This window comes from Paenibacillus sp. OK003 (genome assembly GCF_900109515.1).
GTDB classification, from domain to species: domain Bacteria; phylum Bacillota; class Bacilli; order Paenibacillales; family Paenibacillaceae; genus Paenibacillus; species Paenibacillus marchantiae.
In genome coordinates this window covers 80,088-93,408 of the sequence record NZ_FOBD01000011.1, presented here as the reverse complement: position 1 = coordinate 93,408, position 13,321 = coordinate 80,088, and the positions used below count along the sequence as shown (strand labels likewise).

General features: G+C 44.1%; 11 protein-coding genes. All 11 read left to right on the top strand.

From position 1 onward, the window contains the following. Positions 1–12: 12 nt before the first annotated feature. The 11 genes from BMW94_RS18410 (at position 13) to BMW94_RS18360 (ending at position 13,128) form a co-directional block, all read left to right on the top strand. On the top strand, positions 13–1,299 hold the full coding sequence (locus BMW94_RS18410) for an ABC transporter substrate-binding protein (RefSeq protein ID WP_091000443.1): 1,287 nt from the start codon (positions 13–15) through the stop codon (positions 1,297–1,299). A 59-nt stretch (positions 1,300–1,358) separates the two neighbouring features. Beyond that, a complete protein-coding gene (locus tag BMW94_RS18405; protein WP_091000442.1) occupies positions 1,359–2,255 on the top strand; it encodes a carbohydrate ABC transporter permease in 897 nt (298 codons plus the stop codon). Between the two features lie 14 nt (positions 2,256–2,269). Then, a complete protein-coding gene (locus tag BMW94_RS18400) occupies positions 2,270–3,112 on the top strand; it encodes a carbohydrate ABC transporter permease (RefSeq protein ID WP_063566566.1) in 843 nt (280 codons plus the stop codon). A gap of 56 nt (positions 3,113–3,168) precedes the next feature. Next, positions 3,169–5,364, top strand: coding sequence for an alpha-L-rhamnosidase-related protein (locus tag BMW94_RS18395; RefSeq protein ID WP_091000441.1), 2,196 nt, complete (start codon positions 3,169–3,171; stop codon positions 5,362–5,364). Positions 5,365–5,580: 216 nt separating this feature from the next. Beyond that, positions 5,581–6,270, top strand: coding sequence for a beta-phosphoglucomutase (gene pgmB, locus BMW94_RS18390; protein ID WP_091000440.1), 690 nt, complete (start codon positions 5,581–5,583; stop codon positions 6,268–6,270). 21 nt (positions 6,271–6,291) lie between these two features. After that, the gene (locus BMW94_RS18385) at positions 6,292–7,935 is read left to right on the top strand and encodes a glycoside hydrolase family 13 protein (protein WP_091000439.1); all 1,644 of its coding nucleotides are present in this window, start codon (positions 6,292–6,294) and stop codon (positions 7,933–7,935) included. Positions 7,936–8,055: 120 nt separating this feature from the next. Further along, positions 8,056–9,039, top strand: a complete 984-nt coding sequence (locus BMW94_RS18380; RefSeq protein ID WP_091000438.1) for a zinc-dependent alcohol dehydrogenase family protein — start codon at positions 8,056–8,058, stop codon at positions 9,037–9,039. Positions 9,040–9,615: 576 nt separating this feature from the next. Then, positions 9,616–10,026 (top strand): hypothetical protein, encoded by a 411-nt coding sequence (locus BMW94_RS18375; RefSeq protein WP_091000437.1) that lies wholly within the window; start codon positions 9,616–9,618, stop codon positions 10,024–10,026. 95 nt (positions 10,027–10,121) lie between these two features. Then, positions 10,122–11,138: a hypothetical protein gene (locus BMW94_RS18370; protein WP_175480755.1), complete on the top strand. Its 1,017-nt coding sequence runs from the start codon at positions 10,122–10,124 to the stop codon at positions 11,136–11,138. Positions 11,139–11,170: 32 nt separating this feature from the next. Beyond that, positions 11,171–12,463 carry a hypothetical protein gene (locus tag BMW94_RS18365; protein ID WP_091000435.1) on the top strand — a complete coding sequence of 431 codons (1,293 nt, stop codon included), beginning with the start codon at positions 11,171–11,173 and terminating at the stop codon, positions 12,461–12,463. Next, positions 12,460–13,128, top strand: a complete 669-nt coding sequence (locus BMW94_RS18360; protein WP_368086921.1) for an ABC transporter ATP-binding protein — start codon at positions 12,460–12,462, stop codon at positions 13,126–13,128. Before BMW94_RS18365 ends, BMW94_RS18360 begins: the two co-directional genes overlap by 4 nt. Positions 13,129–13,321: the final 193 nt, after the last annotated feature.

Sequence of the window (13,321 nt, the reverse complement as noted above, 5' to 3'; positions counted from 1 at the left end):
GAGGTCATTCAAATGAAAAAAGGGTCCGCAAGTTTGGTCATGATGCTGATTTTGGTATTCGTATTATCCGCGTGTTCTTCAGGTGGAAGCAACAGCGCGGAAGGCGGAAAAGGAGAAAAAGTTAAACTCACCTTCTCTGTATGGGGAGATGTCAACTCCGGTGCGGATGAAGTGAAGCTTGCGGAAGAGTTCAATGCTGCACACCCGGATATCGAAGTAAAGTTTGAGCCTATTCCAAGTGAAGGTTATGGAACAAAACTCACCACATCCCTGGCAGCAGGTCAGGCACCAGACGTATTCCTGGTTGGTGAAGGAGATTACTACAAATACGTTGATAAAGGTGTAATTGAGCCACTTGACGATTATTTGAGCAAAGATACTTCGTTTAATCTGGATATTTTCCAAAAGGATCTCATTGAAAATATGAAAATCGAAGGCAAACAGTACTACTTGCCTAAAGATTTCAATCCACTTGCTCTGTGGTACAACAAACGCATGTTTGATGAAGCTGGAATTCCTTATCCAACAGATGAATGGACTTGGGATGACATGATTGCAACTGCACAAAAACTGACTAAAAAAGATGGCAATAAATATACTCAATTCGGATTCAACGCAGGCAAATGGGAATATCCGATCTATACGTACCTGTGGGATAACGGTACAGACATCGCGAATGAGGATGGAACAGCTGCGGAAGGCTACATGAACAGTGAAAAAACGATAGCGGCAATGGATAAATATGTATCCTGGTCTCAAGGAGATAGCCGTGTATCCCCGACGCCACTGGATTCCGAGACACTTGGCGGAGATTCATCGATGTTCATGACAGACAAGCTCGCGATGATGATTACAGGTCGTTGGATCAAAGGTGATCTCGACAAATCCGATGTTCAATATGGTTCTGCACTGATTCCACAAAATACGGACGGTACTCGTTCAAGCATTATCGCAAGTGCAGGTTGGGCGATCAACGCAGCCGGTAAAAATAAAGAAGCGGCTTATGAACTGGTGAAATGGCTCTCGGGTACAGATGCACAGAAGCTTCGTTCTGCGAACGGTAAAGTACTGCCAGCGACTGTGAAAGAACTGGACGAAGTCAAAGCCAAAGAAGTAGCAGACAAACCGGTCATCGAAATGATGGATTATGCTAAAAAACCGGTAACCATGCGTTCTACAAACGGACCTGTGTTTGTTGAAGAATTCACCAAGGCGCTGGAAAAAGTGCTGCTTGGCAAACAGGATGTCAAAGGCGCTCTGGATGAAGCTGCGAAGAACGTTGACAGCAAAATCAAGTAAAAACCATGCGGGTGAGTCGGCGGCCATGCTGATTCACCCTCTTCATCAAGGAGGCTGCTATGCGTAATTCTAAATCCGAGCGTGCCGGGTATTGGTTCATATTGCCCTGGCTTATAGGCTTGTTGCTCTTTACCATTGGTCCAATGTTATTCTCCCTGCTGCTGGCATTTAGTAAATGGGATATTATCACCGGCGTACAATCGATTGAATGGGTCGGTTTGGATAACTTCAAAACGATGTTTCATGATGAGCTTTTCTATCAATCGTTGAAAGTTACCTTTATCTTCGCTCTGGTATCCGTACCACTATATCAAGTGGCATCACTGCTGATTGCCTTGCTGCTGAATATGCGGAATAAAGGGATGAAATTTTTCCGATTGATCTATTTCATGCCATCCGTCATTCCAGCTGTAGCGGCATCAATGATGTGGATTATGATTTTCAATCCGGAATACGGTATTCTGAACCGGGCGCTTGCCTTTTTCGGCGTACAGGGGCCAGCTTGGCTTCAAGATCCGAGCTATGCGCTGGGCGCACTGATTGTCATGGGTTTGTGGGGCGTCGGTAATACGATCATCATTTATTTGTCCGGCTTGCAGGGCGTTCCTGAAGAGCTGTATGAAGCTGCCAATCTGGATGGAGCGGGACCGTTTCAACGGTTTTTCAACATTACATTGCCTATGATTTCCCCAACGGTGTTCTTCAACGTTATTATGGGTATCATCGGTGGATTCCAGTATTTTACACAAGCATTTGTTATGACCAACGGGGGACCGCTTAACTCGACCTTGTTCTATAACTTGTATCTGTACAATAAAGCTTTTACCGATTTTGAAATGGGTTATGCTTCGGCACTCTCCTGGGTATTGTTCATCATCATTCTGGCGTTTACGTTGCTGGTCATCCGCAGCTCTTCGATGTGGGTCTATTACCAGGGCGATAACGAAAAGGATTGAGAGGAGGACAAATGATGAATCAAGCAACGACACGGAAACCGGTCTACTCGAAACTATTCTCTATGCTCATGCTTATCGCTGGTGCAGCCGTCGTGCTGATCCCGCTGTTATGGACGTTTGCAACGTCTCTTAAAACACCTGCCGAGGTGTTCAAAGATGATTTTTTCCCGGCTGTATGGATGTGGTCCAACTATAAAAATGCCGTCTTGGCCATCCCGTTTTTTACATTTTTGAAAAATACGCTGATTATTCTGATTCCGGTATTAGTCGGTACCGTATTCTCGTCTGCCCTATGTGCGTATGGTTTCGCCCGGTTTAACTTCCGCGGCAAACGCACGCTGTTCCTGGTGCTATTGGCGACGATGATGCTGCCTTCGCAGGTAACGATGATCCCGATGTTCATCATGTTCAAGGAAATCGGCTGGGTTGATACATTTTTACCACTCATTATCCCTGCATTTTTCGGGGGCGGAGCGTTTAACATCTTCCTGATTCGCCAGTTCATGCGCGGTATTCCGCGTGATCTCGATGAGTCTGCTTTTGTTGACGGAGCCAATAAAATGCAGATTTTCACTAAAATCATGCTGCCACTTTCCATGCCGCCACTGATTGCCGTATCGATCTTTACCTTTATGGGCGTATGGAATGACTTCCAAGGACCACTCATTTATTTGAACTCCAGTGAGAAGTATACGCTGGCTCTCGGATTGTCCATGTTCAAAGGGCTGTATAACGTGGAATGGAACATGTTAATGGCTGCAACGATGCTGATTATGCTTCCGCCACTCCTTGTATTCTTTGTTGCACAAAAATACTTTATTGAAGGCATTTCCATCTCTTCTGCAATCAAGGGCTAATCGTCCGTATGAATAGAAGCGATGAGCGGTAAGCCAAACCGCAGAGGAGGACTACTATGGCCACATTAACAAGCAGACATCCTTTTAATTTGTATTATAACGCAGGTGAATATGTAAAGATTTGCGGTACCCAGGACGGATACTTTCCCGACTTTGGGCATCATATGGCTAACGAAATGGGCGGTGTATGGCTGCATCCGATCAAGCTGCTGGACGGCTTCTGGCTGAAGGTAACCGATCTGGATCGCAACATTGCGGTATGGGCAAGGGCAGACGGATTCACAAGTGAATCCTGGGGCGGAAGCCGGTTCGATTATGATCACGGATTGAGCCACATTCCGGTATCCATTGAACGCAACCAGTTTGCCCCCGATTATGAAAAAGGCATGGTCGCAGAATATGAGATCAGCGCTTACGGCAAAGGAACAACCCGGCTCAAGCTGGAGCTGCTGTCACGTACCGATCTCCGTCCAGTGTGGTATTCCGATGAGATTGGAATTATCCCAGGAGCGGGTGAAACGGCAGAAGCCATTTCTTCGCGCAAAGTCATCGTCAAAGATGATGCCCAAGACTGGTATGCCATGATCGGAAGTGACCTGCCTGGAACGGAAATGACAGTTGGTCCTGAGATTTACGGACCAGAACTGACGGCAGGCAAGGGCACAGGCATTTCTTTTGTAACCGAATGCACGCTGGAGGAGAAGGATGTGTTCCGCTTCCGGTTATTTGTTGCCGGTTCGGAGTCGTCCCGTGAAGCCTGTGAGCAGACTTATGCCGTCATCGAACGTGACTACGTCAGCTTGAAAGAGCAGAAACAACAACTCTACGACAAGTTGGATCAGCGAGCAGTACTGACCATTGAAGGCGAAGATGAGCTGAACGAGCAATTTGCCTGGGTGAAGCGCAATAATCAGTGGTTGGTGCAGCAAGTAGACGGCATTGGTCGTGGATTGACGGCAGGTGGACCCACATATCCGTGGTGGTTCGGCTGTGACAGTACGTATGCGCTTCAGGGTGTGCTTGCTACGGGAGACCATCAACTGGTGCGGGATACGCTTAATTTGTTGCTGGAGAAGTCCAAGGAAGCGAACGGCAATGGACGTTTTGTGCATGAAGTGACCACCATGGGAGCGGTATCTAATCGCGGCAACACGCAGGAAACGGCACACTATATCGCCTTTGTATGGGAAATGTTCCTGTGGACCGGAGACCATGCACTTCTGCGCGAGCATTATGACTACTGTGTCCAGGGAATCGATTGGCTGCTGGGTGAGATGGACCCGGATGGAGACCTGTTCCCTTCCGGTTACGGCATCATCGAGATTGCTGGATTGAATATGGAGCTAATTGATAGTGCCGTATATACTGCGAAGGCTCTTCAGGCGCTGGAGCACATGAGTCTCTATTTGGGTGAAACGAAGCGGCACCAGACCTATCAAAAACTGGCCGAACAAGCGGTACGCGCGGTGAATGATGTATATTGGTCTGAAAAAGACAGCCTGTATGCAGATGCCGTTGCACCTGTTTCTGATATTGTGCCCAAGGTGGATTACATGGTTTCTCTCGCTGAAAAGCAAGGGATCACAGACTACCGGGCGTACGTGGAAGGATTATTGGCTGATGCCGGTGAGGATCAGAAAGATCGCGGTTGGCTGCTGAACAAAAACTGGGTCATTGTCACCCCGATGGAAGCAGGAATTGCCGATCAGGACAAAGCACAGCGTGCGCTGGAAACGATGCGAAATCGCGACTTCATTGGTGAATACGGTACTTATCTTGCGGCCATGTACCAACAGGGCACGATGACAATCTCTACCGGAGCACATGCGGTTGCAGAGGCGGCGTACGGGCACCCGGATCATGCACTGGATTTACTGCGTCGGATGGGGAAAAGCTTCTCACGTGTAGTGCCAGGTTCATTCTCGGAGATGTCCCCGGACTACGGCTGTGTCGTGCAGGCGTGGACCATCTATGCTCTAGCTGTACCAGTCGTACGACATTTCTTCGGCGTTCAACCGGAAGCACAGCATCGCCGTTTAACCGTATCACCTGATATGCCGCAGGCATGGGAAAACAAAACATGCAGTCTGGAGCAACTGATGGTAGGCGATGCAGAGTTCGATATTCATTTTGAATCCCGTGAGGGCAAACGTTATGCGAGCATTTCCAATGCATCAGGCTGGACGGTTGTTCTGGACTGGAAAGGCGAGAAACGTGAAAGCAACGAGAAACGAATTGAATGGCAACTATAATGTTCAACTAAACATTTACACGATAACGGAGAGGGCAGAAAAAACCTGAAGAAACGCAGTGTTCGCCTTTATTCCCGGATTTTCCCTTCTGAAAAGGATATCAAAAAAAATCTGGGGATAACAGCGATCGGAAGGTTGTTCTGTCATCGGAGTGACCAGTGTAAATATCTTTTAGTTGAACTCAACTAGAGCAATGGCATGGGGAGGAACGGGTAAATGAAAGGGAACGGAGCACTTCAAGCCGTTATTTTTGATTTGGATGGTGTCATTACTGACACAGCGGAGTATCATTATGTTGCATGGAAGCAGCTTGGAGAAGAGCTGGACATCCCGTTTGATCGTGAGTTCAACGAGCAGTTGAAGGGCATTAGCCGCGGAGAGTCACTGGCGCGCATTTTGCGTCTTGGTGGCAAGGAAGAGGCATTTTCGGCTGAGGAAAAGGAAGAATTCGCACAGCGTAAAAACGAACATTACGTCTCGTTGCTGGACTCGCTGACACCTGAGCATACTTATCCTGGAATTCGGGAGTTGCTGCTTGAGCTGCAAGCCGCAGGCATTCCTGCGGTGATCGCCTCGGCCAGCAAAAATGCGCCTCAAATTCTGAAGGCACTGGAGTTGGACTCACTGTTCCGCTATGTGGTTCATCCGGATTCCGTACCTCACGGCAAGCCAGCACCTGATCTGTTCCTGCGTGGAGCGGAAGAAGTGGGTGCTGACGTTAAAGCCTGCATCGGCATCGAGGATGCGCAGGCGGGTATTGAGGCCATCAAAGCCGCAGGCATGATCGCCGTGGGTATTGGGGAAGAAGCGGTACTGAAAGGTTCCGGAGCGGACGTGGTGCTGAACGATACGAAACAGCTCACGCTGTCATTCCTGGAGCGTACGTTGCAGGAGCATAGCCATTAAGCGGGAAAGGGGAGATGCAGCATGAACCGGGCATGGTGGAAAGAAGCTGTGGTATATCAAATCTACTGGCGGAGCTTCCTGGATGCGAATGGGGACGGCATCGGGGATTTGGAGGGCTTGATGCTCAAGCTCGACTATATCAAAAGTCTGGGGATAGATGTCATCTGGCTCAATCCCATTTATGAATCGCCAGATAAAGACAACGGATACGATATCGCGGATTATTACCGCATCATGGCAAAAGCCGGAACGATGGAGCAGTTCAGGCAATTGCTGGACAAGGTCCATGCACTGGGCATGAAGCTCATTATGGATCTGGTGGTGAATCATACATCAGAGCAGCATGCATGGTTCGAAGAATCGCGTTCATCCGTCGATAATCCGAAACGCAACTGGTATATATGGAAGCCGGGGAAACAGGATAGCCCGCCGAACAACTGGCGCTCCTATTTTGAACCATCGACCTGGACCTACGACGAGCGAACGGGGGAGTATTATTTCCATTCCTTTGCCAAGGAGCAGCCTGATCTGAATTGGGAAAATGCTGAACTGCGTCAGGAGATCTATCGGATGATGCGTTTTTGGCTGGATCAGGGCATTGACGGCTTCCGTATGGATGTCATTAACCTGCTCGCCAAGCTGGAAGGTTTCCCGGATGCGGAGCACCCGGAGAGCATTGATTATCTGGGCAATAATCCCGGCATTCATGAATACTTGCAGGAAATGAACCGGGAGGTTCTCCAGCATTATGACATCATGACTGTGGGAGAGATTCCGTTTGTCACACCTGAGGATGGTCTCTTATATGTGGGCGACAACCGGAAAGAGCTGCATACGTTATTCCATTTCCAGGTGGCGGATGACATGCCTACTTGGGATCTGGCACGGTACAAGGAAATTCAGGAGAGCTGGTATGAGGCGTTCCGTAATGAAGGTTGGAACTCCCAGTTCCTGAACAATCACGATCACACAAGGCAGGTTTCGAGGTACGGCAATGATGGACAATACCGTGTGCAATCGGCCAAACAACTGGCGACCATGATTCATACTCTTCCGGGAACACCGTATGTATTCCAGGGAGAGGAGATCGGCATGACGGGTGTCCGGTTCTCTTCCATTGATGAATATCACGATATTGCCATGAAGAACAAATATAAGGAAGAAATCAGTAAAGGCCGTGCGCCAGATGAAGTCCTCCACGGTCTCCAGCCGCTGAGTCGGGATAATTCCCGTACGCCGATGCAGTGGGACAGCAGCAAGCATGCCGGGTTTACCGAAGGGCAGCCGTGGATGCAGGTGAATCCCAACTATGAAGAGATTAATGTGGAGCGGGATTTAGCCGCGGAGGACTCCATATTTGCATATTATCAGCAGCTGATTGCGCTGCGTAAAACGAACGCGGTTATGGTCTATGGAGATTATCGTGACCAATCAGCAGGGGAAGAGCATGTATATGCATATAGCCGCAGTCTGGATGGAGAGACATGGCTTGTTATGCTCAATCATTCGGACCAGGAGCAGTCCTATCGTCTGCCTGCTTCATTCGCTGATCGAGCCACGAATGCCCGCTTGGTTATTGGCAATCTGGATCGGTCAACCTCGGGTGAGGTTAGAAACGGCACCGTTCGTTTGCGTCCTTATGAGGCGCTTATTTACTCCATATAAACCATCGCAAGTTATCTGAGCCTGGCGGGGATTTTCCCGTCGGGTTCTTTCATTTATCCCAACATGGGGGGCACTAATGTTATATTCTATCTAAGAAAAATGATTTTAGGAGATGCAACAATGAAGACTAAGGTTATACGTTATTATCGTTTCGGAGAGCCGAGCGAAGTGCTGTGCATAGAGGAGAAGCAGTTAGTGCCTCCTGGTCCCGGTGAATTAGTTGTGAGGATGTGCGCTCGGCCTATTAATCCTTCAGATGTCATTCCCGTTCGAGGCGCATATCCGCATCGGACGGCATTGCCCGCTGTACCTGGGTTCGAGGGAGTGGGGATCGTGGAAGCAGTAGGGCCGGGAGTATCCAATCAACTGTTAGGGCGGCGCGTCCTGCCGTTGAGAGGTGAAAACACATGGCAAGAGATGGTGAGGACTTTGGATCGACATGCGATCATTGTGCCTGATGATATTAATGATCAATCGGCAAGTCAGCTCTACATTAACCCGATAACAGCATGGTTAATTTGTACGGATATGCTTCATCTTACGTACGGAGATACCTTAATTGTCAATGCTGGTGGTTCCGCAATCGGTCGAATATTTGCACAATTATCGAAGATTCTGGGATTTCGTATGATTGCGCTCACAAGAAATGATCGACATACTGCTGAGTTATATGGCCTTGGGGCAGCTGCTGTCGTGAATACGATGGAAGAGCTGCTACAGGAGAGAAGTGCAGAATTAACGGAGGGGCTCGGCGCTAATGCGGCCGTCGACTGCATCGGAGGGGCAGACGGAGAGCAGCTCGTGAGTTGTTTAAGGCCGAATGGAACGGTAATAAGCGTCGGGCTGCTCTCGGGCATCACGCCTTTATGGCATGAGATGACCCGAGGAACGCAAGTTAACGTTAAACTCTTTTGGCTAAAGCATTGGGTAGAGAGATGTTCGCAAGAACGATGGGAACAGGTATTCAATGAAGTGATTAAGTTAGTTCGGGAAGGGCGGCTATTGATGGCAAACATTGGGGCGACGTTTGGATTGGAAAATGTGAAACAGGCCATTGCAGCCTCTGAATCGAGCATCAAGGGAAAGGTTCTTCTATTAAGTTAACAGTCCATTATTTTACTTTATATATTTAATATAACAAAATTAATATGTCACTGTTCGGCAGTGTAGCGAAGACTAAGCCTATCGACTATGAGACGAATAATAATGAAATACTAAGTAACCTAGAGAATTATAAGCAGTAATAATAGACGTGCTCGAAGATTCGGTTAGCGGGCTTCTTTTGTTTGTTTAAAGACTTGATTCGTGGATGTGAACATATATGTATATGGATGCGGAAAAATAGACTTGCATGGACAGATCAACTCTGTGCAAATCTATTTTCTAGCCATAAAATGATGACAATTTGAAGTCGTTAGTCTTCATTCCTATCCTAGTTCTCCACCCAAATATGGGCTGGGCTGTCTAGTCAAAGATATCCAGTTCAATATGAAACAGTTTCTTTCTCATTTCGTCAAAAAAAGTAGTAATCATATATTATATTACAAAACAATACAAAATAAGTGTTTATACGACATTATTAGCTATTTGAATTCAAATAATTTCCATGTATAATTATGGATTATTTTGATTAGCTGGCCAGCTTTCAAATTAAATTAATAGAGAATAGGAGAAAATTTCATGAGAATAACTAAAAAAGTAATTAAAGCTCTGGCAATTACAGCAATATTGGGTTCCATTGCTTCCTCTGCTTATGCAGCCAAACCATTCGGTGTTGGAGGAGGTTGGGTAGAAGGTGAAGGCTACTTCACCAACGCCAGTCCAAACAGAGGAATAACAACACAGGAAGTAAAATTATATCCTGATTCCCATGAAGGGTATTCTGAGTATAGTACAACAGATAGTAAATTAAAACGTGCTGTTGCAAAAACGGTTTGGCCAGGTCAGCGCCATTACTCTAGAGCTCAGATGGAGTGGATATGGGTTAGAGAAGATAGTGGGAGACAATGGGGGACCGGTACTACAAAAGCGCAAACAAATTATGCTAGTTTTGACCTGATTTCTAAAACATATTGGGGAACCGAAGAATAATTCTATTGTGAGTTTATTTAGTACTTAAATAATAAAGCGGCAAGATTTCTTGAAAAAAGAGAACTTGCCGCTATTTATGAAAGGTAATGGACTGGATGAGCGATCTGTTTAAGAAAATTAATAGAGGTGGGGTTTTTCATATTTGCTTGCTTTACATCTTGCTGAGCATCATGATCGTTTCCATGAGTTACTATGAAATTAAAAAGAGTGAAATGGATACATTAGGAAGAGGTCTCTATAATGAAAATAGTATCTTTTTTATACCTGATGAATCCGTATTATGGAATTGGCGCGATATAAACATTGGTCAGCAGTTTACATTGTTTAAGGAACTTCAAACGGGATCAAGAAATATTCGAGCCATATACTTTGATAATCAGACTTATGTACCGCCGATTGTAGACGGTAGATTTTTTCGAAAAGAGGACTTTTACGATAACGGGAGATTTGCAGTTGTAGGAAAAGAAATTCAGAGATCAGAGCTCAAATATAAAAATGGGAAGTTATACTATATTTATAAAAACAATGAGTTTGAAGTTATTGGGACAATGGGCGCCTCTCATCTAACTGAAATAGATAAAACAATAATACTGTCCATGAATGGATTGAGTGGGGAGGAAAATAGAGAATCGGGTATTTTTGTATTAAATGCCTCGGATTTAAGTTCCATTACCAAAAGTAAAATGCTGGATGTGGGAGGCATTAAAGTGCCTGTTCACTTGTTTGAACGAGGAGAATATGGAGCACAAAGCTATGCAAATTCCGATATCTATAATGTTATTTTGAAAATTATAGTGTTTATTTTGGTATCCCTTTCCAGTATTGTTTTTACAGTGAGTTGGATCAAGAAACAGTGGTCCGAGATTCGTGTACTTTGGATTTTGGGATTTCAACCTATATATCCGTTATTTAGATATGTGATTAAATATTTTACGATTACCTCATTTACTTATGTTTTAGTAGCCGGCGGTAGTTTTGCTATTCTAAATATTAATCCAGAATTTTACAATGAATATTTTCTTCATATTTGCTTTGGTTTTCTAGTTATAGTTCTCACATCTTTTTTATCCTTGAGAATGTCTATGAAAAGCTTGAGCAAGAGGCTAAAGTAGAATCATTTTTTATCATAAGAAAGGATTTTTCTATGTACGAACGAATATACACGGAAGTGTTTGAAAGTATCCGTAAAAATAAAATGGTTACGATTCTAATCATAGTTGAGATCCTCTTCCTGTTTTTTTTAGCTATGGTTGTATTTCTAGGTTTAAATAGCCTTGAGAAAAAATCAAATCAAATTAATCTTCTTGAAGATATGAAAAGCTACCAACTTTCTGATACATTGCTTGATGGGGATCAATTATCAAGTTTAATGAAACAAGTACATTTTCTTGAAACCATTAAAAAGTTCTATAGTTATTTGGAAACGGATTTAAATGAAAAGTATATTTATATATTCACTCAGCCCATTGAGTTACTCGACTTCACTAAGTCAGAGAAAGAAAAATTCACCAGAGATTATGAAATGGGTTTCGTAAGTGAACCTTTTGATATTGATGGAGAGGGCCCATATAATGCTATCAAAGCAGTACAATTAAATAAGCAGGCGGTAGATATGTTTTCGGTTAGTGCAGTCGATGGTGAGAGTTTCGCAGAAAATGATTATATGGGAAATGCGGATGATCGGATACCCGTACTATTAGGTCATGAGTATAAAAATTTCTATAATCCAGGGGATACAATAAAAGGACAATATTTATTTAAGAAATTTAACTTGGTTGTAAAAGGCTTTCTTAAGCCCAATTCCCTGATCTTTAGCTCTAATGAACCGGAGTTATATTTGGATCGTTATATTGTAATGCCCGCACAACAATTTGTATCTGCCCCACAAAGCGAGGAGGATTTCAGTTTTCAACAAAAGCATTATCTCCAACTGATTAACGGCTCAGTATATAGTGCTTCTGGAGATTTTATTGTAAATAAGAAACTAGAGGAAGCTAAAGAAAGGACGGGCTTTGTTGATACTAGATTTTTAGGAGCTAGCGCTATACCTTTTGGTTTTGTTCTATCAGCCCTGAAGGAAAATAGATTTCTCCTCAGCATAATAGGAATTACGATAATGTTAATCGTTGTATTGACAATGTGGATTTTTTTCAAAAATAAATTTGAAGATAACCTTAAAGCGTGGTCAATTCATTTGATATCAGGAGCTGTACCTAATCAAATATTTCTCTATTATGTAGTTGAGATTGGAATTGTAGTGTTATCACCCGCAATCATCAGTTTGATACTGTATGGAATGTTTATTGGCCATAATATGGTTGCCTATCTATTCATTTTGCTGACTCTTTCAGCCACAATCATACTGTCTGTTCTTATTCCCTTATATAGGCGCATCCAAAACGAAAATATGGGTTCTTTGCTAAAAAGAATGGAGTGATCTTATTGATTGAGATTAACGACTTGCATAAATGCTATGAAACTGGAGCTAAAAAGAATGAAGTATTGAGAGGTCTGAGCCTCACTTTAGAAGAGGGCTCAATGACTGCAATTATGGGAAGAAGTGGCTCAGGTAAATCTACGTTACTAAATATAATGGCTGGGTTAGAGAAGGTTGATTCTGGAATATACAAATATATGGATCAGGATGTACTATCCAAAACATCAGCTGAGTCCGCTATCTTCCGCAGGAAAGTGATAGGTTTTATTGTACAAAATTATGCGTTAATCGAAGCTAAAAATGTATTTGAAAACGTGGCTTTGCCTTTAAGATACAGCAAAGTACCAAAATCAGTTATAAATAAAAAAGTTAAAGAGACACTGTCGTCTTTAGAAATAAACCATTTATCCGAGGAGGCTGTGAATAATCTTTCAGGCGGAGAAATGCAACGAGTCGCTATTGCGAGAGCAATAGTCCAAGATCCCTCTATTATTTTGGCTGATGAACCGACAGGTTCACTTGACGAGAAGACAGAGCAATCAATATTAAGCATTTTTAAAGAATTGCACCGAAGAGGCAAGACCATTGTCATTGTCACACATGATCATCAGGTAGCCGATGTCTGCGACAGAATTATCTATATTAAAGAGGGGACAGTTGTTTAGGGCGTTTATTAGTCATACTGGCGCCATATAAATAGATCGTGTTAGTCGAAATTCATATATACTCTAGCGTCTGGATGGGTCTCCAGACGCTTTTTTTGAACAAACGTGTATAAGAGACAGGTATATCTGAAAATCAAATTTTTTTAAAAAAAGGTACACAAAAGATATTAAATGAACTAAAATGAACTTATAT